Annotated in this window: 20 protein-coding genes; 10 read left to right on the forward strand and 10 right to left on the reverse strand. The window is 68.2% G+C overall.

Annotated features, from left to right (window positions below):
- The first annotated feature begins 23 nt into the window (after positions 1–23).
- Positions 24–1,064 carry an aldo/keto reductase gene (locus FVQ98_RS03520; RefSeq protein ID WP_147912041.1) on the forward strand — a complete coding sequence of 347 codons (1,041 nt, stop codon included), beginning with the start codon at positions 24–26 and terminating at the stop codon, positions 1,062–1,064.
- Between the two features lie 91 nt (positions 1,065–1,155).
- Positions 1,156–4,143, forward strand: coding sequence for an excinuclease ABC subunit UvrA (gene uvrA / locus FVQ98_RS03525; RefSeq protein ID WP_255507612.1), 2,988 nt, complete (start codon positions 1,156–1,158; stop codon positions 4,141–4,143).
- A gap of 61 nt (positions 4,144–4,204) precedes the next feature.
- Here uvrA and FVQ98_RS03530 read toward each other — a convergent pair whose 3' ends face one another.
- Positions 4,205–5,110, reverse strand: coding sequence for a LysR family transcriptional regulator (locus FVQ98_RS03530; RefSeq protein ID WP_147912042.1), 906 nt, complete (start codon positions 5,108–5,110; stop codon positions 4,205–4,207).
- Positions 5,111–5,210: 100 nt separating this feature from the next.
- Between FVQ98_RS03530 and FVQ98_RS03535 the strand changes: the two genes are divergently transcribed.
- The 5 genes from FVQ98_RS03535 to FVQ98_RS03550 all read left to right on the forward strand — a co-directional run bounded on the left by FVQ98_RS03535 (position 5,211) and on the right by FVQ98_RS03550 (position 10,010).
- Entirely contained in the window at positions 5,211–5,903 is a 693-nt protein-coding gene (locus tag FVQ98_RS03535; protein ID WP_147912043.1) for a type 1 glutamine amidotransferase domain-containing protein, read from the forward strand.
- A 616-nt stretch (positions 5,904–6,519) separates the two neighbouring features.
- Positions 6,520–7,473 carry a sulfurtransferase gene (locus FVQ98_RS03540; RefSeq protein ID WP_147912044.1) on the forward strand — a complete coding sequence of 318 codons (954 nt, stop codon included), beginning with the start codon at positions 6,520–6,522 and terminating at the stop codon, positions 7,471–7,473.
- 247 nt (positions 7,474–7,720) lie between these two features.
- Positions 7,721–8,791, forward strand: coding sequence for a YeeE/YedE thiosulfate transporter family protein (locus FVQ98_RS03545; RefSeq protein WP_147912045.1), 1,071 nt, complete (start codon positions 7,721–7,723; stop codon positions 8,789–8,791).
- Between the two features lie 13 nt (positions 8,792–8,804).
- Positions 8,805–8,972, forward strand: a complete 168-nt coding sequence (locus tag FVQ98_RS19570) for a hypothetical protein (RefSeq protein ID WP_187265608.1) — start codon at positions 8,805–8,807, stop codon at positions 8,970–8,972.
- A 219-nt stretch (positions 8,973–9,191) separates the two neighbouring features.
- Positions 9,192–10,010 (forward strand): M48 family metallopeptidase, encoded by an 819-nt coding sequence (locus FVQ98_RS03550; protein WP_147912046.1) that lies wholly within the window; start codon positions 9,192–9,194, stop codon positions 10,008–10,010.
- 132 nt (positions 10,011–10,142) lie between these two features.
- Here the strand turns inward: FVQ98_RS03550 and FVQ98_RS03555 are convergent, their stop codons facing one another.
- The 3 genes from FVQ98_RS03555 to pyrF all read right to left on the reverse strand — a co-directional run bounded on the left by FVQ98_RS03555 (position 10,143) and on the right by pyrF (position 13,182).
- Positions 10,143–11,135, reverse strand: coding sequence for a M14 family metallopeptidase (locus tag FVQ98_RS03555; protein ID WP_147912047.1), 993 nt, complete (start codon positions 11,133–11,135; stop codon positions 10,143–10,145).
- Positions 11,132–12,112 carry a Bug family tripartite tricarboxylate transporter substrate binding protein gene (locus tag FVQ98_RS03560; RefSeq protein WP_147912048.1) on the reverse strand — a complete coding sequence of 327 codons (981 nt, stop codon included), beginning with the start codon at positions 12,110–12,112 and terminating at the stop codon, positions 11,132–11,134. Before FVQ98_RS03560 ends, FVQ98_RS03555 begins: the two co-directional genes overlap by 4 nt.
- A gap of 224 nt (positions 12,113–12,336) precedes the next feature.
- Entirely contained in the window at positions 12,337–13,182 is an 846-nt protein-coding gene (gene pyrF / locus FVQ98_RS03565) for an orotidine-5'-phosphate decarboxylase (RefSeq protein ID WP_147912049.1), read from the reverse strand.
- Positions 13,183–13,335: 153 nt separating this feature from the next.
- Here pyrF and FVQ98_RS03570 point away from each other — a divergent pair, with 153 nt between their 5' ends.
- On the forward strand, positions 13,336–14,469 hold the full coding sequence (locus tag FVQ98_RS03570) for a phosphoserine transaminase (protein WP_147912050.1): 1,134 nt from the start codon (positions 13,336–13,338) through the stop codon (positions 14,467–14,469).
- A 43-nt stretch (positions 14,470–14,512) separates the two neighbouring features.
- Here the strand turns inward: FVQ98_RS03570 and FVQ98_RS03575 are convergent, their stop codons facing one another.
- From FVQ98_RS03575 to FVQ98_RS03600, 6 genes are all read right to left on the reverse strand, one after another.
- A complete protein-coding gene (locus FVQ98_RS03575) occupies positions 14,513–16,663 on the reverse strand; it encodes a TonB-dependent receptor domain-containing protein (RefSeq protein WP_147912051.1) in 2,151 nt (716 codons plus the stop codon).
- A 272-nt stretch (positions 16,664–16,935) separates the two neighbouring features.
- Positions 16,936–17,352 carry a hypothetical protein gene (locus tag FVQ98_RS03580; RefSeq protein WP_147912052.1) on the reverse strand — a complete coding sequence of 139 codons (417 nt, stop codon included), beginning with the start codon at positions 17,350–17,352 and terminating at the stop codon, positions 16,936–16,938.
- A gap of 32 nt (positions 17,353–17,384) precedes the next feature.
- Positions 17,385–18,287 carry a phosphoribosylaminoimidazolesuccinocarboxamide synthase gene (locus tag FVQ98_RS03585; RefSeq protein WP_147912053.1) on the reverse strand — a complete coding sequence of 301 codons (903 nt, stop codon included), beginning with the start codon at positions 18,285–18,287 and terminating at the stop codon, positions 17,385–17,387.
- Positions 18,288–18,336: 49 nt separating this feature from the next.
- The gene (locus FVQ98_RS03590) at positions 18,337–19,665 is read right to left on the reverse strand and encodes a DUF2254 domain-containing protein (protein ID WP_187265609.1); all 1,329 of its coding nucleotides are present in this window, start codon (positions 19,663–19,665) and stop codon (positions 18,337–18,339) included.
- A gap of 19 nt (positions 19,666–19,684) precedes the next feature.
- Positions 19,685–20,749 carry a class II fructose-bisphosphate aldolase gene (fba, locus tag FVQ98_RS03595; RefSeq protein WP_147912055.1) on the reverse strand — a complete coding sequence of 355 codons (1,065 nt, stop codon included), beginning with the start codon at positions 20,747–20,749 and terminating at the stop codon, positions 19,685–19,687.
- Between the two features lie 118 nt (positions 20,750–20,867).
- Complete coding sequence (locus FVQ98_RS03600) at positions 20,868–21,806, reverse strand: magnesium and cobalt transport protein CorA (RefSeq protein WP_187265610.1); 939 nt, start codon at positions 21,804–21,806, stop codon at positions 20,868–20,870.
- Positions 21,807–21,948: 142 nt separating this feature from the next.
- Here FVQ98_RS03600 and FVQ98_RS03605 point away from each other — a divergent pair, with 142 nt between their 5' ends.
- Complete coding sequence (locus tag FVQ98_RS03605) at positions 21,949–22,686, forward strand: phosphatase PAP2 family protein (protein WP_147912057.1); 738 nt, start codon at positions 21,949–21,951, stop codon at positions 22,684–22,686.
- Between the two features lie 221 nt (positions 22,687–22,907).
- Positions 22,908–23,321, forward strand: coding sequence for a phosphatase PAP2 family protein (locus FVQ98_RS03610; protein WP_187265611.1), 414 nt, complete (start codon positions 22,908–22,910; stop codon positions 23,319–23,321).
- Positions 23,322–23,360: the final 39 nt, after the last annotated feature.

The raw sequence follows: 23,360 nt of genomic DNA on the forward strand, positions 1-23,360 counted from the left end.
TGCGCTGCTTTACGCTTGTTGGCATGAACACACGCACCTCCTCCCCTTCTTCTTCAACCGCTGTCGCGGCGCGCGCGCTGGGCCACGTGCTGCCGCCGGTCTTTCCGATCGGCCTGGGTTGCATGGGCATGAGCGAGTTCTACGGCGACAGCGACGACGCCGAATCGCTGGCCACGCTAACGCGTGCGGTCGAGCTGGGCGTGACCCTGTTCGACACCGCCGACACCTACGGCCTGGGCGCCAACGAGGCGCTGCTGGGCCGCTTTCTGGCCGAAGGCGGCAACGCCCTGCGCGACCGGCTGGTGCTCGCGACCAAGTTCGGCATCGTGCGCGCGCCGGGCGTGTACGAGCGCCGCATCGACAACTCGCCCGCCTACATCCGCGCAGCGTGCGAGGCCTCGCTGCAGCGCCTGGGCGTGGACCACATCGACCTGTACTACTGCCACCGACGTGACACCGCGGTGCCGATCGAGGACGTGGTCGGCGCCATGGCCGAGCTGGTGCAGGCCGGCAAGGTGCGCGCCATCGGCCTGTCGGAAGTCAGCGCCGACACGCTGCGGCGCGCCCACGCCGTACACCCGATCGCCGCGGTGCAATCCGAATATTCGCTGTGGGCGCGCGAAGCCGAGCACGACATGCTGCCGCTGTGCGCCGAGCTGGGCGTGGGCTTTGTCGCCTACAGCCCGCTGGGCCGCGCCTTCCTGACCGGCGCACTGGACACCGGCGCGCTGGCCCAGAACGACTTTCGCGCCCACCACCCGCGCTTTCAGGGCGAGGCGGCCCAGGCCAACGCGGCGCTGGTCGCGCATCTGGGCGCGCTGGCGGCCAGCTGGGGCTTGTCTAACGCGCAGCTGGCCCTGGCCTGGCTGCTGGCCAAGCAGCCGCATGGGGTGCCGATCCCCGGCACGCGGCGCCAGCGCTGGCTCGAGCAGAACGTGGCTGCCGCAGGCGTGCGCCTGAGCGCCGAGCAGATGGCCGCCGTGGAAGCCGTCTTCACCCCCGACGCGGCCCAGGGCGCGCGCTACCCCGAAGCCGGCTGGGCCGGCATGGAAACCCGGACCTGATCGTCCCACGCCACCAACGCGGGCGCCGCCTGCCTGCACGAAACAGGCCAATTGCCGATAATGCTGGGTTGCCCTTTTGGGACCCCCCGCAGTGCCCCCAGACACCCTGACCACCGACGCCCGCGGTGGCGCCGAAGACGATTCCCGCCACCTGGCGCAGGTGCTGCGCGCGCAGCGCATCAGCATCCGCGGCGCGCGCACCCACAACCTGAAAAACATCGACGTGGACATCCCGCGCAACGAGCTGGTGGTGATCACCGGCTTGTCGGGCTCGGGCAAGTCGTCGCTGGCGTTCGACACGCTGTACGCCGAAGGCCAGCGCCGCTATGTTGAAAGCCTGTCGGCGTACGCGCGGCAGTTTCTGCAGCTGATGGACAAGCCCGACGTCGATCTGATCGAAGGCCTGTCGCCCGCCATCGCCATCGAGCAGAAGGCCACCAGCCACAACCCGCGCTCGACCGTGGGCACGGTGACCGAGATCCACGACTACCTGCGCCTGCTGTACGCGCGCGCGGGCACGCCCTACTGCCCCGACCACCATCTGCCGCTGACGGTACAGACGGTGAGCCAGATGGTGGACCACGTCCTCGCGCTGCCCGAAGAGACCAAGCTGATGATCCTCGCGCCCGTGGCGCGCGAGAAGAAAGGCGAATTCGTCGAGCTGTTCGATCACATGCAAGCCCAGGGCTACGTGCGTTTTCGCGTGGACGGCCAGACCGTCGACGCGACCGAGCTGCCCACGCTGAAAAAGTCCGAGAAGCACGACATCGACGTGGTGATCGACCGCCTGAAGGTGCGCCCCGACATGGCCAGCCGCCTGGCCGACAGCTTCGAAGCCGCGCTGCGCGTGGCCGATGGCCGCGTCATCGCGATGGAGATGGACAGCGGCCAGGAGACCCTGTTCAACAGCAAGTTCGCTTGCCCGGTGTGCGGCTACTCCATCCCCGAGCTGGAGCCGCGCCTGTTCTCCTTCAACGCACCTGCGGGCGCCTGCCCGACCTGCGACGGCCTGGGCACGACCGAGCACTTCGACCCCGAGCGCGTGGTCGCCTTCCCGTCGCTCAGCCTGGCCAGCGGCGCCATCAAGGGCTGGGACCGGCGCAACGGCTACTACTTCTCGCTGATCGAGGGACTGGCCAAGCACTACAAGTTCGATGTGGATACGGCGTTCGAGGACTTGCCGCAGAACGTCCAGCACGTCATCCTGCATGGCTCGGGCGACGAGGGGATCAAGTTCGCCTACACCTTTGACAGCGGCGCGCAGGCCGGCAAGCAGGTCAGCAAGAAGCACCCGTTCGAGGGCATCCTGCCGAACATGGTGCGGCGCTACCGCGAGACCGATTCCACCGTGGTGCGCGAGGAGCTGGCGCGGTACCGGGGCCACCAACCCTGCCCCGACTGCGGCGGCACGCGGCTGCGGCGCGAGGCGCGCAACGTGTTCGTGGGCGAAGGCGCACAGCGCCGTGCCATCTTCGAGATCAGCCACGTCACGCTGGGCGAGGCCAAGCAGTACTTCGATGCGCTGAAGCTGGAAGGCGCCAAGGCCGAGATCGCCGACAAGGTGGTGCGCGAGATCGGCAACCGCCTGCGCTTCCTGACCGACGTCGGCCTGAACTACCTCAGCCTCGATCGCAGCGCCGACACGCTGTCGGGCGGCGAGGCGCAACGCATTCGCCTGGCCAGCCAGATCGGCAGCGGGCTGACCGGGGTGATGTACGTGCTGGACGAACCCAGCATCGGCCTGCACCAGCGCGACAACGACCGGCTGATCGCCACGCTGCAGCACCTGCGCGACCTGGGCAACAGCGTGCTGGTGGTCGAGCACGACGAGGACATGATGCGCGCCGCCGACCACGTCATCGACATGGGGCCCGGCGCCGGCGTGCATGGCGGTGAGGTCATGGCGCAGGGCAACTTCGACGACGTGGCCGCGGCGCCGCACTCGGTCACGGGCCAGTTTCTGCGCGGCGAGCGGCACATTGCCATCCCGAAGCGCCGCGCACCCAGCTACGATGTTGATAGCTTGCCGCGCCCACCTGAAGCCAGTTCTGGCGATGATTCACCTGAAACTCCAAGCGGGCGCCTGCGCATTGTCGGCGCGCGCGGCAACAGCCTGAAGAACGTCACCGTGGACCTCCCCGTCGGCCTGTTCACCTGTGTGACGGGCGTATCGGGCTCGGGCAAATCCACCCTGGTCAACGACACGTTGTACACGGCGGCGGCGCACACCATTCACCGCGCCCACGCGGAAGCCGCGCCGCACGACGCGATCGAAGGCCTGTCGCAGTTCGACAAGGTCATCGCCGTCGACCAGAGCCCCATCGGCCGCACGCCGCGCAGCAACCCCGCCACCTACACCGGCCTGTTCACGCCCATCCGAGACCTGATGGCCGAAGTGGCCACCGCGCGCGAACGCGGCTACGGCCCCGGGCGCTTTTCGTTCAACGTGCCACAGTCCAGCGGCGGCGGCCGCTGCGAGGCTTGCCAGGGCGATGGCGTGGTCAAGGTCGAGATGCACTTCCTGCCCGACGTGTACGTGCCCTGCGATGTCTGCCACGGCCAGCGCTACAACCGCGAAACGCTGGAGGTGCAGTGGAAGGGCCGGAACATCGCTCAGATCCTGCAGATGACGGTGGAAGAGGCGCACGCCTTCTTCAAGGACCAGCCCAGCCTGGCGCGCAAGCTGCAGACGCTGATGGACGTGGGCCTGTCCTACATCCAGCTCGGCCAGAGCGCGACCACGCTGTCCGGCGGCGAAGCGCAGCGCGTCAAGCTGGCGCACGAACTGTCGCGCCGCGACACCGGCCGCACGCTCTACATCCTGGACGAACCCACCACCGGCCTGCACTTCGCCGACATCGAGCTGCTGCTGAAAGTGCTGCACCAGCTGCGCGACGCGGGCAACACCATCGTGGTGATCGAGCACAACCTCGACGTCATCAAGACCGCCGACTGGCTGATCGACATGGGCCCTGAAGGCGGCGACGGCGGCGGGACGGTGGTGGCGCAGGGCACGCCGGAGGATGTGGCCGCGAATCCGGCGAGCCACACCGGAAAGTACTTGAAGCGCCTGCTCTGACGGCTTCGGGGCCCAGTTCCGATCAGTCCGCCTACGCAGCCGCCAGTCGGCGAGACCTGTATCAGCCTGGACCGTGTCCGAGCAAACACTCTGTGAGCAAACGCGCCGCAGTGGTGAGGCGTTTGCGGGGAGGATACAGCAGGTGGAACGGCCTCGAACGCCCGCGCATTTGCGGCAACACCTCAACCAGTCGCCCCCTCGATAGGTCCTCCTTCACCGCAAAGTCATAGGTTTGGCAAATGCCAAGCCCTTGCGCGGCAAGCGAAACGGTCGCCAGGACATCCCCGGACACTGCAAAGGTGACAGGAGGTTGCCAGTCCACCGGTTCGCCTTCGACTTGCAGCAGCCAAGGCACAACACGTCCGGTGCTTGGCAGCACAAACGGCAGACATCGGTGCTGTGCGAAGTCGCTCAGGCCGCTCGGTGGCGCCCGCTCTGCCAGGTACTGAGGCGCCGCGACCAAACACAACGCCGCTTGCTCCAGCAAGCGCGCCTGGATCTCGCGCTCAGGTGGCGCGCCCAGACGGATCGCTAAGTCAAACCCTTCGGCCACCAAATCCACATTGCGATTGGTGATATCGATGTCCAACTCGATGAGGGGATAAAGGCGCGTGAACCTGGCCAAATACTCTGGCAGTCGGTGGTGTCCGTAGGTGGTGGGTGCCGTCAACCGAACCCTGCCTTGGGGCGCACCGTCGCTGTCACGCAACTCGCGCTCCACCGCTTCAATCTGGGCCAGAGCACCCTGAGCATGCTCCCAATACTGACGCCCTTTTTCCGTCAGACTGAGGCGTCGTGTGCTTCGGCGCAACAGTTGGCAGCGTAACCGCGCCTCAAGCCGCGCTACGGCGCGGCTCACGACAGAGGGCGTCGTCGCCAACGCGACCGCCGCGGCGCTCATCGAGCCCAACTCCACGACCACGACAAAGGCCTCCAGATCGGGTACATGGTCAAACCTACGACCCACTTTTGCTCCAAAGGTAAAAATAAATTGTCATTAACCTACTTTATCTCGCTCTGAGCAATTTATAAAGTTCGGCTTTTCTTTCATTCACAAGGCGCACCGCATGTCCGAGCCCACTTCACTCCCTCTGTTATTTGTGCTGACCAGCCACGGCCTTACGGGCAGGACCGGAAAGCCGACGGGTTATTACCTGCCCGAAGTCACGCATCCGCTCACCGTGTTGCAAGCAGCCGGAATCCCCGTGGAATTTGCATCGATTCAAGGCGGCGAGCCGCCGGTGGATGGCTTGGATCTGAGCGATCCAGACAACGCCCGGTACTGGAGCGATCCTGCTTTCCGCGCCGCCGTCCGCCAAACTACTGCGCTCGCCCGAGTCGACCCTGCGCGCTATGCGGGCATCTTCTTCGCGGGCGGTCACGGCGCCATGTGGGACTTCCCCTCCAACCAAGCTGTGCACCACGTTACGCGCCACATCTATGAAGCTGGCGGAATCGTGGGAGCCGTCTGCCACGGGCCTGCGGCGCTGGTGAATGTCACCTTGAGCAACGGTCGACCACTTGTGGCGGGCCGCCAATTGGCCGCCTTCACCAACGCCGAGGAGCAAGCCGTTGGTTTGAGCGAAGTGGTCCCATTTTTACTCGCTGACAGCCTGATCGCTCAGGGCGCGCAGCATCTGCCAGCAGCCAACTGGACGCCGCAGGTTGTGGTCAATGGAGCCCTTATCACCGGGCAGAACCCTCAGTCGGCGCGCGGCGTGGGTGAGGCGCTGCGCGACGCCTGGATCCAACACCTATAACTCTTTAGTCCGCTACAAAAACAGAAGCGCAACGCATGTTTACGGGGCAGGCAGGATCAGATTCGTAGCAAGATCGATCCGATCGTGAATGCGCCCTGACGTGCAGTCGACCGCATGACTTTCCCGTGCCGCCCGCGCCGCCGCAAGGCAGCCCGGGGCAAGGGGTCTTCAGTTTTTGTGAAGGCTGGCGCCGGTCCAGTGTCCAGCACGCACCAGCGCGCGTGCCACGTCGCCGAGCACCACGCGCGCGCGCGCCCCATGCTGCCGAGCTCGCAGACTTTGGCGAAGTAACGCAGCTGGCGCAGTTCCATGGGGCTAGGGCCAGCGACGCGGCGCGCCCTGCAGGGCGCACGCCGGCCGCCAGACGAGGCGCTGGTCGCGGGTTGGGGTGGCGCAGACCGTGGGCATGCACCATGCTAGCGCGTTGGCACCGACGCAGGCGCTGCCCCGCCCTTCGACTGAATAGGCATCAAATCGGCCATTGAAGCTACAACCGCCAGCGCTGACAGCTACCAAACAAATAGCAGGCGCTGGCACATAAGCTTCTGACGAAACTGTATTTGCCGGGCACCTCTGCGTGGCGACAATACAGGGTTTGCCTCGTGAAAACGGCCCCATGTCGCCCCTGATCCGATTCCTGCTCGCCCTGCCTGCGCTGCTGTGGGCTTCCATCGCCTGCGCGGCCACGCCATTGATCGGCCCGGCGGAGCTGAAGTCGTTGGCCGACCAGGGCGCGGTCCGCATCGTCGACGTGCGCGAAGCCGAGGCCTACGCCCTGCAGCATGTGCCGGGCGCGGTGTCGGCGCCCTACCTGACGCGCTGGCGCGGGCCGGCGACCAATCCTGGCCTGCCACCGTCGCAGGGTGCGTTGACCGCGCTGGTGCAATCGCTGGGCCTGACGCCCGAGACGCGCACCGTGCTGGTCTATACCGGCACCGATTCGAGCGATTTCGCCACCGCGGCGCGCGCGTACTGGACGCTCAAGAGCCTGGGCGCGCAGAACCTCTCGATCCTGAATGGCGGGCTGAACGCCTGGCGCAGTGCGGGCCTGCCGGTGAGCAACCAGGCGGCGGTGGCGCCGCGCAGCCAGTGGCAACCGACCTTCAACTCGCAGTGGTTGGCCACGCGCGAGGACGTGCGGGCGCTGCTCGGCCAGCCCGGTGCGGTGCTGGTGGATTCGCGACCGGCGCCGTTCTATCAGGGGCGTGTGCAGGTCGACCTGGCGCACGCCAAGGGCACGCTGCCGGGCGCCATCAACCAGGACAGCGATCTGTACTTTGAACTGGGCAGCGCCGTGCTGATGGACAAGGACAGCCTGCAGGCCGAGGCCGACAAGGCCCACGCCAAGCCCGAGCAGACCGTCGTGACGTTCTGCAACGCCGGGCACTGGAGCGCCACCGACTGGTTCGTCCGCTCCGAGCTGCTGGGCGAGCCCAACGTGAAGCTGTACGCCGGTTCGGTCATCGACTGGAGCCAGGCTCCGCAGGCGCTGCCGATGGTCAACGAGCCGACGCGCGCCGAAAAGCTGCGTCAAATGTTGGCGACCTGGGTGCAGCGGAATATCAAGTGAACACCACCCTGATGTGCCTGCGGCGTCTTCACTCCGCTCTCTTCGGGAGGAGGGACAACGCCGATGCCCGGCGCAGGTCCGGGCATGGCGTTTGCTGGAGGGCAGCGTCCGTCTCATTGCTTCGGGGTTGGCCGACCAGCGCGTGCTTAAGCAAGCAAGAATTCAAACGATGACAACGCTCACCTCTCCTCTTTCCGCGGCCGATGCTGCGCCGGTTGGCACAGCGCCAGCCCCCAGCCTCTGGGCCATGCGCGCCCCCCTGGCATTGACCATCGCCGCCTTGTTCGGCTGGCTGCTGTGGTCGGTGTCGGCGCGGCAGGCCTTGCTGCTGCTGGTCGGTGTCGGGCTGGGCTGGGGCCTGGCAGCGGCGCGCTTCGGCTTCACCACGGGCTGGCGCATGCTGGTCGAGCAGCGCGATCCGGCGGGCGTCTACGGGCAACTGGTTTTGCTGGCGCTGCTGGCGGCGCTCAGCATGCCGATGCTCGGTCATTTCCCCGAAACTCACGCCGCGCTGGGGCCGCTGTCGGTCAGCCTGCTGGTGGGCGCCTTCGTGTTCGGGCTGTGCATGCAGATCGCCGACGGCTGCGGCTCGGGCACGCTGTACAAGGCCGGGCTGGGTGTGCCGCTGAACATGGCGATCCTGCCGATGTTCGCCATCGGCAGCTTTCTCGGTTCGGCCCAGCTCAACGACTGGCTGGCGCTGGGCGCGCTGGAGCCGGTCGGTCTGGTCGACCGCCTGGGCGCGGGCCCGGCGCTGGGGGCCACGCTGATCGCCCTGGCCGTGGCGGCCGCGGGCGTCGCAGGGTGGACGGGCAAGGGCTTGCGCGGTATGCCGCGGCGCTGGTTCTGGGGCGCACTGGTGCTGGCGCTGTTCGCCGCGCTCAACCTCTTCGTCGCCGGCCAGCCCTGGGGCGTGGTGTACGGCTTTGGTCTGTGGGCGGCCAAGGCGGCGACCGCGCTGGGCCTGTTCGACCCGACACAGAACGCCTTCTGGAGCGACCCCGGCCACGCGCAGCGCCTGCACCAGACGCTGCTGCTCGATGTGACCAGCATCACCAACATCGGCATCTTGGCCGGCGCGCTGTGGGTGGCGCCCAAGCGCCCGCAGAACGCGCGGCCCCTCACCGGCACGCAATGGCTGGTGGGCTTGGCCGCAGGCTTGCTGATGGGCTACAGCTCGCGCTTGGCCTTTGGCTGCAACGTGGGCGCCATGGTCAGCGGCATCAGCACCGGCAGCCTGCACGGCTGGATCTGGGTGCCGATGGCCTTTCTGGGCACCTTGGTCGGGCTGCGCGTGCGCCGCCATTTCAAGTTCTGAGAGGGGCGACGCCATGACCCGCACCGCCACCCGCCGCTGGATTTTCTGGGCTGCCCTGGTCGGCTTCGTCGCGTGGGACGTCGCCGCCTCCGACCCCATCAACGTGCGGCTGGAGCCGCCGATTTTTGCCGCCGGCTCGGGCTTGCCCACCAGCAGCGGGCACTGCGCCATGCCCAAGTGACGGCTCGGGCAGGCGCGCAGACCGCCCCGCCCTTCTCGCTGCGGCGGCACATACATAGCTCTTCATTTGATAGCTGCTCGCGCAGAACCCTCCAGGGCGAACGGCCTTTTTTCTCAAGAATCCCGTCCGCAAATGCCCTGCGCGCTTGTCCGACGCGCGGCGCCCCGGTCGCCGGGTACGATCGGCCCATTCCCCCGACGACCGACTGAGGAGCCCCGCATGTCCCACCGCACACTGGCCGCCCTGGCCGCCACCGCCCTGCTTGCCGCCGGCTGCGGCACCACCACCACGGGCAGCGTGGCCTCCGGTGGCGGCAGCCGCTCTCAGCTGCTGCTGGTCTCGTCCGAAACGGTGATGCAACAGTCGCTGCAGTACTACAACGAACAGAACAACGAAGCGCGCTCCGACGGCACGCTGATCACCAGCGGCCCCGAATACAACCGCGTGCGCAACGTCATGCAGCGTCTGGTGCCGCAGGTCGGCGCCTTCCGCCCCGACGCCGCGAAGTGGCCCTGGCAGCTGGTGCTGATCAACGAAGACACCGTCAACGCCCACGTCATGGCGGGCGGCAAGATCACCTTCTACACCGGGCTGATCCGCAAGCTGAAGCTGACCGACGACGAGATCGCCGCCGTCATGGGCCACGAAATGGCGCACGCGCTGCGCGAGCACTCGCGCGAGAAGATGTCGCAGTCGGCGGCGGGCGATCTGGCGGTGTCGATCGGCGGCGCGCTGCTCGGGCTGGGCAGCGGCGCCACGCAACTGGCCAGCATGGGCAAGCAGTTGGCGCTGGATCTGCCGTTCTCGCGCAGCATGGAAAGCGAAGCCGACCTGTACGGCCTGGAGCTGGCCGCGCGTGCCGGCTACGACCCGCGCGCGGCCATCACGCTGTGGCAGAAGATGGCGCAACAAGGCGGCGGCAGCGGCCCGGGCTTCATGTCGACGCACCCTTCATCGGGCGACCGCATCGCCGCGCTGCAACAGGCCGTGCCGCGCGTCATGCCGCTGTACGAGGCGGCGCGCAGCGGCAAGCGCTGAGCGGCGAGCGCGCCCGGCGGTCCGGCGGCCTGCCGGCCGTTTTTTCATGCCATTCAGGGTCGCAGCCCTACAACCATCTGCGCGGCCAGCTATGGTTTTGATACTCAGCGCAGCGTCAAAAGGCCGCTCACTTCAGGCCAGCGCCGCCCGCCGTGCGAAGCGCACCACCGTCACACCCTCGCGCGCCTGACGCACCGACGGCATCACCAGCACGCAGTCGTCGTAAGGCGTGACCACGGCGTCGCCCTCGCCGGGGCCGTCGTGGTGGCCGATCACGGTGCCGGCTTTCTCAAACACTTCCAGCCCGGTGAAGTCGCCGACAAAGGCGAAGCGCTCGCTGCGCGCCACGGCGGCGCCGTCCACCGTCAGGGCCCATTGCCGCGGCGCATCGGGCAGGCGCCAGCCGGGCAACTTTTCGGCCAGCGTGCCCGCGCCGACGCAGCCGCTTTCCTGAAGGAAGCGCAGGCTCATGTCCTGCGCGACGGCGCGGCTGCTCAGGTCGCCATGAAAGCCGCATTCGATCAAGAGCGAGCGCACATCGCCCGCCTGCCCGTCCGGCAGCCCAAAACGGCCGAAGTCGCGCATGCGCACGCCGTCCTTGTGGCCCGCGTCGATGACGATGTGCTCGGGCGCCCGCAGCGCCCGGGCCAACTGCAGGTTGCGCGGCTGCACGCCGGTCAGCAGCAGCGGCGCGCTGGGTTCGTGCATGGAATGCAGGTCCAGCAGCCAGTCGGCGCGCTCAACAAAGGGGCGCAATTCGGCGGCGCGGCGGCGTTCCAGGCTTTCGCCGCCGGCCATGCGCTCGGCGCTCCACTGGCGGTTCAGGTCTTCTTCGACGAAGCGCGCGGCGTCGGTGTTCGGCAGGCTGAAGCGGTCGAACGCGGCCAGGTTGCAAAAGGCCAGCGTCAAGCTGCCCACGTCGGGCCGCACGCCGGCTTCCAGCAAGCCCTGGAGTGCCCAGGCGCCGCAGACTTCGTTGCCGTGGATCAGCGCGCTGAGCATCACGGCGCGGCCGGGGCGCCCGCTGTCGAAATGCCAGACGCCTTCGACACCGGTGTTGCCCGTGCGCCAGGGCGCGATGTCGGGCAGCGGCAGGTGAAATGGCAGAGGGGCGGGACGGCTCATTGCTCGATCTTGGCGAATTGCACGATCTTCTGGTACTTGGCGATCTCGCTTTGCAGGAAGGGGCCGATCGCCACGTCGGGCGCCGCCACGGTGGAGCCGGTGGCCTCCATCTTCTTGCGGAAGTCGGGCGACTTCAGCACCTCGGTCAGCGCGGTCTTGAGCTTGGCGGTAACGGCGTCGGGCAGCTTGGCCGGGCCCATCAGCACGAACCAGCTGCCGATGTCCATGCCCTTGAGCTGCTTGTGCTCGCCCAGCGCGGGAATGTCGGCCGTCAGCGGCGAGCGCTTGGCCTCGGTCGTGCCCAGCGCGACCACCTTGCCCGCCTTGATGTGCGGCAGACCGCTGGACAGCACGAACACGCCGAATTCGAGGTTGCCCCCGACCAGGTCGTTGGTCAGCGGCGCCACGCCGCGGTAGGGGATGTGCGTCATGAACAGGCCCGCGCGTTCCTTGACCATCTCGCCGGCCAGGTGCAGGGCCGTGCCCACGCCCGAGCTGCCGTAGCTGTACTTGCCGGGCGCCGCCTTCACCTTGGCGATGAATTCGTCGATGTTCTTCACGCCCGAGGCGTTGGACGCCACCAGCACCATCGGCTGCGAAGCCACCAGGCCGATCGGCGTGAAGTCTTTCAGGTCGTACTTGACGTTCTTGGTCACCAGCTTGTTGATGGCGACTTCGTTGTTGGCGCCCACGAACAGCGTGTAGCCGTCGGGCGCTGCGTTGGCCGCCTTCTGCGCGCCGATGGCACCGCCCGCGCCGCCCACGTTCTCGATCACCACCGGCACGCCCAGCTGCTTGCCGAGTGCGTCACCCACGTGGCGGCCGGTAAGGTCGGTACTGCCACCGGCCGGGTAGCCGACGATGATGGTGATGGGCTTGGCGGGGTACGCGCCCTGCGCGAAAGCTGCGGGCGCCAGCAGCGCCAGCGCACAGGCGCCCAGCAGGCGGGTACGGCGGGACAGGTGGGGAAAGGACATCGAGAAAACTCCAGAAAAAGCGCGGGCCGGTCAGGGGGCGCAGCGCAGGTCGATGGGCCGATTGTCACCAAAACGTCATGCGCTCGACCAACTGGCTGGCACTTGCGTGCCATGGATTTCCCGCAGGGGTCGACCGCTCTGCACGCATCACGCGCGCACGAATTTCAGACGAAATCGAGCTGCAGCGCTTGATGGGCTTGCGCGAACAGCTATCGAATCAATAGTTAAATCATTCGTGCGGCGTGCAGCGCCGCACGCGTGGCCTGCGCCGCGGCGCGCGCTGCGTCGCGGAAGTCCGTGCCGCTGCTCGCGTACAGGATGGCGCGCGAGCTGTTGACGATCACCGGCCCAGTGGTGGCGCCCGCCGCATCACCGCGCCAGCCTGCCTTGACCGTGGCGGCGGCATCGCCCCCTTGCGCGCCGACGCCGGGGATCAGCAATGGCAACGTGGCCGCCAGTTCGCGCACGCGTTCGATCTCCTGCGGGTAGGTGGCGCCCACCACCAGGCCGAGCTGGCCGTTGAGGTTCCACGGCCCCGCGGCCAGGCGCGCGACGTGCTCGTACAGCAGCGGCTGCCCGTCCACGCTGGCCAGGCGCTGGTTCTGCAGATCGTCACCGCCAGGGTTGGAGGTGCGGCACAGCAGGAAGGCGCCCTTGTTCTTGTACTGCAGGTAGGGCGCGACCGAGTCGAAGCCCATGAACGGCGACAAGGTGACGGCGTCGGCCTCGTAGCGCTCGAAGGCTTCCTTGGCGTACTGCTCGGCGGTGGAGCCGATGTCGCCGCGCTTGGCGTCCAGGATGATCGGCACCTTGGGCGCGATCTCGCGCATGCGGCGCATCAGGCGTTCGAGCTGCGGCTCGGCGCGGTGCGCGGCGAAGTAGGCGATCTGCGGCTTGAAGGCCATCGCCAGGTCGGCCGTGGCTTCGACGATGGCCACGCAAAAATCGAAGATGCCTTCGGCGTCGCGCGTGATGCCGGTGGGAAAGCGCGTGGGCTCCGGGTCCAGCCCGACGCACAGCATCGACTGGTTCAGGCTTTCGGCCTGGCGCAACTGCTCGAGAAAGTTCATGGCGCCGATTCTAGGCAAGCAGCCTGCGCGCTCAAACCGCCAAGTCCGCGCCGGTCAACGCGCGCGCGGGCGGGGGCGGGGGCGGCCTAGAATTCCTGGCTTCGCGCCCGAGCGGGCGCACCTCGCATCCGTGAACGCCGTTCACCCGCCGCCATGACTCAACCCGCTGTTCGCCCCGCCTGCCCCAACTTCTCGTCCGGCCCCTGCGCCAAGCGCCCGGGTTACGACGTGTCCGCGCTCGATCTGCGTGCGCTGGGGCGATCGCACCGGTCGGCGCTGGGGCGCGAGCTGCTGGAGCGCGCCTGCACGGAAAGTGCGCGCATCCTGGGCCTGCCGGCCGGCTACCGCATTGGCATCGTGCCCGCGTCCGACACCGGCGCCGTGGAGATGGCGATGTGGAGCCTGCTCGGCCCGCGCGGCGTCGACGTGCTGGCCTGGGAGACCTTCGGGCTGACCTGGGTGAACGACCTGGTCAACCAGCTCAAGCTGGGCGATCTGAACGTATACAAAGCCCCGTACGGCGCGCTGCCCGATCTGGCGCAGGCCGATTTCGGCCGTGACGTGGTCTTCACCTGGAACGGCACCACCAGCGGCGTCTGCGTGCCCAACGGCGACTGGATCGCGGCCGACCGCGAAGGCCTGACGATCTGCGACGCCACCAGCGCCGCCTTCAGCATGGACCTACCCTGGGACAAGCTCGACGTGGTCACCTTCTCATGGCAGAAGGCGCTGGGTGGCGAAGGCGCGCACGGCATGCTGGTGCTGAGCCCGCGCGCCGTGGCGCGCCTGGAAAGCCACCGCCCTGCGTGGCCCATGCCCAAGATCTTCCGCATGACCAGCACCGGCGCCGACCGCCAGCCCGCGTTGATGGAAGCCATCTTCCGCGGCGACACCATCAACACCCCGTCGATGCTGTGCGTGGCCGACTACCTGGATGCGCTGCAATGGGCGGATGCCGCTAGCGGTGTGCCCGGCTTGATGGCGCGCAGCCGCGCCAACCTGAAGGCCATCGAGGACTTCGTCGCCACGCACCCCTGGATCCACTTCCTGGCGCAGACCGAGGCCACACGCTCGTGCACCAGCGTGTGCCTGACGGTCGACCTGCCGGATGCGCAAGTCAAGCAGATGGCCAAGCTGCTTGAAGCCGAGGGCGTGGCCTACGACATCGCCGCGTACAAGGACGCGCCCGCGGGGCTGCGCATCTGGTGCGGCGCGACCGTGGAAGCCAGCGACGTGGCCGCGCTCATGCCGTGGCTGAAGTGGGCCTACGAGCAGGTCAAGTTCTAAGCCAAAACCGTTCCCCGCCTTAGTCCCACCTGCGCAAGCAGCTTCAGAAGTTGTAGCGCGCGCCGACCATGATGCTGCGCCCCATCAACGGCGCCTGGTCCTTGATGAAGGACAGGTGCGAGTAGGCCAGCTTGTTGGTCAGATTGGTGCCGCGCAGGTAAAACTGCCAACTGCTGCCGTCGGCGAATGGGCGCGTGTAGCCGATACCTAAGTTCAACATGCCGTAGCCAGCGGTGGGTGTTTCGTGCTCGGCAACCCGGCGCACGCCGGCGGTCTGCACCCATTCGACCATGCCGTCCCAACCCTGCCAATGGCCATCGAGCCGCACGCCGACGCGCGCGGGCGCGCTGCGCGGCAAGCGGCTGCCATCGGCCAGACGCGCATGCACCACGTCGCCGAAGACCGTGACACCCAGGTGGCGCGTGAGGCGCTGGCGCAGCTTGGCCTCCAGCCCGGTGAAGCGCGCACTCGCCTGCGTGTAGTGCAGCAGTTGCACGCCCTCCAGTTCGTCCAGCGTGCGGCCGTAGATGTAGCCCGAGACGCGGTTGTGGTATGCATTGACCGAGAAGGTCGTGTCGCCCACCAGTTTGCGCAAGCCGATGTCGAGGTTGCTGGAGCGCTCGGCGCGCAGCGCGCTGTTGCCGACCTCGTAGGTGCGCGTGGCCATGTGCAGGCCGCGCGCATACAGCTCCTCGGCCGTGGGCATGCGCTGGGCGTGGGTGAAGCTGGCCGACAACTGGTAGCCCGGCGTAAAGCGCCAGACCGCGCCGAGGGAGCCGGAAGTACCGTGGTGCGAACGCTCCTCACCGGATTCGCGCACGGACACGCTCTGGCGCTCTTGCCGCAGCGCGCCCTCGAAGCGCCAGTCGCGCCAGGCCAATGTCTCCAGCCAGAACAGGCTGGTGCGCCGGGTGCGCGTGGGCTGCACGTAAGCTTCCTCCCCCAACGCGCTGAAGTCGCGCTGGCTGGTGGCCAGACCGAACACGCCGCGCCAGCCGGCGATCGGTTGGTGCTGCAGCTCGACGCGCCAGTCGTGCGCCTTGTTGCGGAAGGTGGTGGCGGTGACACCCTCTCCCTTCTCGTCGTGCCGGTAGTCGGTCACGCCGCCGCGCAGGCGCAGGGTGTCGAAACCCTTGAACGGGTCGCGCAACTCGCCGCGCACGTCCCAGCGCTGACTGCGCAGATCGACGACGGGGACGCTGCCGTGGTCGTGGTCGTGGTCGTGGTCGTGGTCACCCTCGTCGGCGTGGTGCTCGTGCTCGTGCTCGTGCTCGTGCTCGTGCCCATGGTGATCGCCATGGCCGCCGCAGTGCAGATGGTCGCCGTGCGGGTGGCAGTCTTCGCCGGTGTGGTCGTGCCCCGGCAGGCCATAGCGCGCACGCTGCTGGCTGAAGGCCATGCCGAGGTAGCCGCGCGAGCCGACCCACGACAGGCCGACGCTGCCGGTGTCGGTGCGATTGAAGCTGCCCTCCACCCGCTTGCCACCTGCCCAGCCGCGACCCACGCCGTAGTCGCCATCGTCCCGGCCAGCGCCCTCGACGTGCAGCACCAGCGGGCCTTTGCCCGCCGTGACCTGCGCCGCGCCCGACGCCCCGCGCGCACCCGAATTGGCGCGCAGCTCGGCGCTGCCTTCCACGCCCTTTTCCGGTGCGGCGGTGGGCACGCGCCCGTCCAGCACGTTCACCGCGCCGCCGACGGCGCCGCCGCTGTACAGCAGTGCCGAGGGGCCGCGCAGCACCTCGACCTGGCGCGCCAGCATGGGCTCGGCCGTGACGGCGTGGTCGGGGCTGACGGATGAGGCGTCGTGCACTTCGGCGCCGTCGCTGAGGATCTGCACGCGCGGGCCGTCCATGCCGCGGATGACCGGGCGGCTGGCACCTGCACCGAAATGGCTGGCGGCGATGCCGGGCTCGCCGTCCAGCGTTTCGCCCAGTGTCGCGCCGCGGCGCTGCACCAGATCGTCGCCTTCCAGCACCGACACGGGCGTGGCCGTGTCGGCAGCGGTCCGATCGAGGCCGCTGGCGCGCACGGTGACTTCCTTCAGTGAGGGCGCGTCATCGCCTGGGGGCGCCGGCGTGTCGGGCGCGCTCCACGCCGGGGTGGACAGAAATGCGGCGAGCAAGGCCGAGCTGAGGGGCCGCACGCGCGCGCGGGGCGCAGCAACGCGGAGATGAGGCAATACACGTGGTGACATGAAGCATCCAGAGGCCCGGGCGGCACGCGCATGGCGGCAAGCCCCCCGGGCAAAAAAGGGCAGAAAACGGCCAACACCGACCTGTAGGGACAGCGCCGCCGATCTAAAAAGACAAGAAAAATCCAAGGCGCCACACCGCGGGTCAAGGCACGGCGGGCGATAACGGCCCGCGCTGGGCGCGCGAAGCCCACGCGCTGACGGCCCGGCGCACGACGCGCGAGGGCCGGGGTATCAGAAGCGTGGGGAAGTGGCGCGAGCGCCAGGCAGGCCGCTCAGGCCGCTGCAGGCGGGGCGCGGGCGCTGTAGGGTGCGCCGCTGGGCGCTCTGTGTACCGGCGCGCGCCACAAGGGCAGCGGCGTGGCCGCGGTCTGCACCACGGGCACCGCCGGCGGCGCAAAGCCCGGCGCGTCGGCGTGGGCCAGTTGGTCCAGCAGGCGGCAGTCCAGCGCGCCGTGGCCCGCGAAAAGCCGACCCAGCCAGTCGTCAGCGCCGTGGGCGTGGCCCGCGGGTGCGGCGCTGTGATCGTGCCCAACCGCAGCGCCTCCCGCCGGGACGGCAGGACCGTGCAGTGCAGCCGCGTGAAAGCCCTGGTGCCACTGCCCCAGCGTCTGGCCCAACACCAGCACGAGCGCGAACACCGCCCACCAGCGGGCGGGCAGCGATCGGCGAAGTGGGGGTTGCGGGGCCATCGGATCGGATGCGGTGTCGGCCAGTGTCGGCGTCAGCCCAGCAGGCGTTGCATCGCCTCGCGGTACTTGGCCGCGGTGTTGGCGACGACGTCGTCGGGCAGGCGCGGCGGCGGCGGGGCCTTGGCCCACGGCGCACCGTCAACGGTGACCTGCTCCAGCCAGTCGCGCAGGTACTGCTTGTCGAAGCTGGGCGGGTTGACGCCTTCGCGGTACTGGTCGGCTGGCCAGTAGCGGGACGAATCGGGTGTAAGCACCTCGTCCATCAGCACCAGTTCGCCCGCGGGGTTCAGACCAAATTCGAACTTGGTGTCGGCAATGATGATGCCCTTTTTCAGCGCGATCTCGGCCGCGCGCGTGTACAGCGCAATGGCGGTATCGCGGATCTGCGCGGCCAGCTTGTCGCCGACCATCTCCACGGTCCGCTCGTAGGTGATGTTCTCGTCGTGCTCGCCCACCTCGGCCTTGGCGGCGGGAGTGTAGATCGGCTGGGGCAATGGGCTCGCGTTGTTCAAGCCTGCAGGCAGCGGCACGCCACACACGGCGGCCTGGCCGTCCTGGTATTCCTTCCAGCCGCTGCCGGCCAAGTAGCCGCGCACCACGGCCTCGATGGGCACGGGTTTCAGGCGCTGCACGAGCATGCTGCGGCCCTTGACCTGGGCCACCTCGTCCGCCGCGACCACGCTTTCCGGCGCGTCGCCGGTCAGGTGGTTGGGAACGATGTCCTTCAACTGTTCAAACCACCACAGCGCCATCTGCGTCAGCAGCTCGCCCTTGCCGGGGATCGGGTCGTCCATGATCACGTCGAAGGCGCTGATGCGGTCGCTGGCCACCATCAGGATGCGGTCGTTGCCCACCGCGTAGTTGTCGCGCACCTTGCCGCGCGCGAGCAGGGGCAGGCTGGTGAGTTGGCTGGTGTGCAGGGCGTCGGTGGACATGGTGGAACTGAAAGGGAAAAGCTGCAGATTGTCGCGCCGTCACGCCAGCTCAGATGGACGGCTCGGCGTGCTGCGCGCGCACCGCCTGGCGCTCGTGCTCGTGCTGCAAGGTGGCAGTGGCGTAGTCGCGGGCCTGTTCAGCCTGCGCACGGGCGGCGCGCGACACCGCGCCGCTGCGCGAGGCCATGGCCAGCATGGCCAGCAGCTTCTGCATGCGGATGCCCACCTCCACATGGCCGGCGCCGTCGCGCGCGATGGGCTGAAACGCGTCCGTCACCAGCGCCGCCTCGTCCAGCGGCACCAGCGAGAGCCGTTCGTAGCGCACCTCGGCTGTCGGCGATGCTTTCTCGTCGTCGTCGGCACGCTGGCTGTCGATCAGCACCCGCACCAGCCGGTTCATGACGTCGATGGCGGTGCCGGGGTCATTGACCGCGGGTGACAGCGCGCGCTGGCCGGATTCGCTCAGCACGATGAGGCCGAAACGCGGGTCCTGATCGAAGCTGCGGGTGGCACCGATCACCATGCCGTCCCGCACCCGGCGGCTTAGCTCGTCGAGGCCCACGTCCGCGCCATCGGCCCCGTCCGCATCCTCTGTGTCGCGCGACGACCGCGGCCCGACCCGCGCCACCACGGCACCCGGCCACACCATCGCGCCGGGGCGCACGCGCACATGCACGTCGCGCCCGGCGGCCACGGCGCAGGCTTGCAGCTCGGCCATGTCCAGTGCCTTCAGGTAGCCGGTGTCGCTGGCGTAGATCGGTTCGCCGAGCGGGTCGCCTTCGTGCTCCGGCAGGCCGGGCCGGGCGCCCAGCCAGGGGTCGCGCCAGTGCGCCTCCAGTGCGTCGCGGGCAACGTCCTCGACTTTCTGCAGCGTGTTGTCCATCGACCCGAGCGACGACAGCGTGCGCACCCAGCGCACCAGCGTGATCAGCAGCCAGGCCAGCACCGCCAGCGTGCCCAGAAACAGGATGAAGCGGCCGTTGGTGCCGTAGTAGCCGATGCCCAGCGCGATCTTGGCCACCACCGCGTAGATGAACGCCGACAGGAACGCAGCGATGGCGGTGCGCGTGCCGTCGTCGGCCATCAGCAGCGGGCGCGCGCGCGGCGTGACGCTGCTGGCGGCGGCACCGAAGGCACCGACCATGGTGGACAGCGAAAAGGTGGTGACGGCCAGCATGCTGGAGGCGATCACCGTCAGCAGGCCGTCGAGCGTTTCGCGCTCGAGGTCGGGGAAGGTGCCTTCAGGAACGAAGTACGCGCCCCACGAACCCGCCAGCGCCAGCAGCACCGCGGCGATGCTGGCCACCACCTGCGTGACCCACAGGCGGTTCTCCCGCGCGAACAGTTCGCGCCACCAGCGTTTGAGCCTGATCAGCACCGCCAGGCTCGCTGCGGGTTTACTGCACCACCTGGGCGAGTTCGCCCTGGGCGTACTTCTCGGCCATGACGGACAGCGGCTTGCCCTTGATCTTGGCGCCCTGGCCTTCGCAGCCGAATTCGAGGTAACGCTGCTTGCAGATGGCCTGCGCGGCGGCGCGCGCGGGCTTCATCCATTCGCGCATGTCGAACTTGTCCGGGTTCTCGGCCAGGAACTTGCGCACCGCACCGGTCATGGCCAGACGGATGTCGGTGTCGATGTTGATCTTGCGCACGCCGTACTTGATGGCTTCCTGGATCTCGGAAACCGGCACGCCGTAGGTTTCCTTCATCTTGCCGCCGTACTGGTTGATCAGCGCCAGCAGCTCCTGCGGCACGCTGGACGAACCATGCATGACCAGGTGCGTGTTGGGAATGCGCGCGTGGATTTCCTTGACGCGGCTGATCGCCAGGATGTCGCCCGTGGGCGGGCGGCTGAACTTGTAGGCGCCATGGCTGGTGCCGATGGCGATGGCCAGCGCGTCGAGCTGGGTGGCCTTGACGAACTGGGCGGCCTCTTCCGGGTCGGTCAGCAGCTGGTCGTGGCTGAGCTTGCCTTCGGCGCCGACGCCGTCTTCTTCGCCGGCTTCACCGGTTTCAAGGTTGCCCAGGCAACCCAGCTCGCCCTCGACGGTGGCGCCGATCTTGTGCGCCATGTCCACCACTTCGCGCGTCACGCGCACGTTGTAGTCGAAGTCGGCGGGCGTCTTGCCATCTTCGCGCAGGCTGCCGTCCATCATGACGGAGCCGAAGCCGAGCTTGAGCGCCCCTTCGCAAATCGCGGGGCTGGTGCCGTGGTCCTGGTGCATGACCAACGGAATGTGCGGATAGGCTTCGCTGGCGGCGGCGATCAGGTGCTTGATGAAGTGCTCGCCCGCGTACTTGCGCGCACCGGCGCTCGCCTGCAGGATGACGGGCGCGCCCACTTCGTCGGCGGCCGACATCACGGCCTGCACCTGCTCGAGGTTGTTCACGTTGAAGGCGGGGATGCCGTAATGGTTGGCCGCTGCGTGGTCAAGCAGCTCGCGCATGGAAACGAGAGGCATGGCAACTCCGATGGAAAGTCAGGTCAAGCCGCGGCGCCGATCCTGGCAGGCGGCGGCGCGTCGGGGGGTATCAGCTCTCTATTTTAGTCGGCCTTGCCTCTGGCCACGGGCGATCGCCCTAGAGCCAGCCGGCGCGGCGGAAACTGCGGTGCAGCACCCAGCAGATCAGCGCGATCACGCCCAGCACCACGAAATAGCTGTAGCGGTAGTGCAGCTCGGGCATATGGTCGAAGTTCATGCCGTAGATGCCGGCGATCGCCGTCGGCACCGCGATGATCGCGCCCCAGGCCGCCAACTGGCGGGTGATGGCGTTCTGGCGCTGCTGCTCAAGCAGGTTGCTGACCTCGAACACCGACGTCACGACTTCCCACAGGCCGTTGACAGAGTCCTTGACCCGCTCCAGGTGGTCAGCCACGTCCCGGAAGTACGGCCGGACCTCCGCGGGAACAAACGGCGCGCCGGTGTCCAAAAGCCGCTGGGCCAAGTGGCAGGAGGGCGTGACGACCCGCAGGAACAGGATCAGTTCCCTGCGCAGCTTGAACAGGACCGCGACCTGTTCGCGGCTGAGCCCGGAGTCCAGCACCGAGCCCTCGATGGCGAGCACCGCGTCTTCCACCTTTTCGACCAGATGCACGTAAGCGTCGACGGTGGTGTCCATCAGGGTATGCAGCACGGTGCTGGCGGCCTGCGGCATGAATTCGGGCGGCAGCGCGTCCCACCGACGGCGCGCCTCCTGGAACACCTCGTCGGCGCCGCGGCGCACCGTGATCACCTGCCCTGACCGCGCAAACACCGCGATCTGGCCATAGACGATCTCCTCGCCCACCAGCCGCGCGGTGCGCAGCACCAGAAAGAGGTAGGCGCCAAAGGCCTCGACCTTGGGCGCCTGTTCGTCCGTCAGGGCATCCTCGACCGACAGGCTGTGCAGTCCCTGCACCTGTGCCAGCGCTTCCAACTCCGCCAACGTCGGGTTGGCGACGTCCAGCCATTCAACCCCTCCGCCTGACGCCGGGGCACACCAATCGTCTTTCAAAGGCTGAACGGGGGTCAAGGTCATGGTCGATCGCTCGGTTGCCAACGGTGAACGCGGGCCGAACCAGTTTAGCGCGGGGCTGTGGTTGCCCCGACCTGGACCGCACCGCCCGTCTGGGGGGCGCGGCTTAAGCCGCTGATCAGATGCGTTCGCCAGGATAGCCACCATGCCCTTGACGACTCTGGCCACCGGCTCGCCGGCCCTGCGCCCCCCTGCCGCCAGTGCGCCGCGCACCACCACCGCGCTCTGGTTGACCGTGGTCGGGCTCGGCTTGGCCCTTCTGCTGGCGTGGGACGCGACCGGCTGGGACTTGCCACTGGCGCGCCTCTTCGGCGACGCGCACGGCTTCGCCCGCCGCAACGACTGGTGGCTGACCCGGGTCCTGCACGACGGTGCGCGCAACGCGTCGTGGGTGCTGACCGCGCTGTTGGCCGTGATGGTCGTGCGACCTCTGGGGGTGATGCGTCGGCTGTCGCGGCGCGAGCGGTTTGGCCTGGTGCTGGGCGTAGTTGCCTCGGTGATCGTCATGTCGCTGATGAAGCACGCCAGCGGCACCAGTTGCCCCTGGGACCTGCAGGAATTCGGCGGCAGCGCGCGCTACGTCTCGCATTGGCGTTGGGGAGTGTTTGACGGGGGGGGTGGCCATTGCTTTCCGGCGGGGCACGCATCGGCCGGCTTCGCCTACCTGGGCGGCTGGTTCTGGCTACGCCGCGCAGCCCCCCGGGCGGCAGTGGTCTGGCTGGCCAGCGCCGTCGTCCTGGGACTGGTCCTGGGCGGGGTGCAGCAGTTGCGCGGCGCGCACTACATGAGCCACACCCTTTGGACCGCCTGGCTGTGCTGGACCGTGTCCGGCGCGGTCTGGTGGCTGTGGCAGGGCCGCCGCGAGCGCACTGCCACCGTCTGAGCGGCCGCGCCGACTTGGTCGTTCATGGTGACGTCATGATCGTGCTGCAAGCTGCCGGGATGCCCGGATGGGACCGAACCCTCTTTCTATGGATCAACCTTGACGCCCAGTCTTCGGGCGCATGGGTCGCCCTCGCCTTGTTCGCCACGTAGTGGCTGCCGTTTGTGGCCTTGGCGGTCCTGCTGCCCGTGGCGCTCAGAACAGCGCCAGGGCGACGGTCGTTGCTCGCCCTGGCGTGCGCTGTCGGCCTGGCCTGGTGGGCCGCCAGCCTGCTCAAGCACGGCGTGACCGCGCCGCGCCCCTTCATGCTCGGCCTGGGAACCGACTGGCTGAAGCACGCCCACGGCAATGGGTTTCCCAGCTCCCACGCCAGTGTGGCCGCGGCTTTCGCCGTGACCGCGCTGCTGAGCCCTTGGCCACGACCGCTGCGCTGGGCATTGGCGCTGGCAGGTGCCCTCGTCTGCTGGAGTCGAATCGCGCTCGGCGTGCACTTTCCGTCGGATGTTGCCGCGGCGGTGTTGCTGGGCAGCCTGTGCGCCCTGCTGTCGCAAATTGCCACACGCCAACTGGCCGTGGCGTGGCACCATCGCACCCTCGCCCGTTCGCTCGCCGCGCCGGTCGGCCCGCCCTCCTGATCGCATCTGATCCAACAAAAAGAAGTCATCTTCCGCACC

Source organism: Ottowia flava, assembly GCF_008017535.1.
GTDB lineage: Bacteria > Pseudomonadota > Gammaproteobacteria > Burkholderiales > Burkholderiaceae_C > Ottowia > Ottowia flava.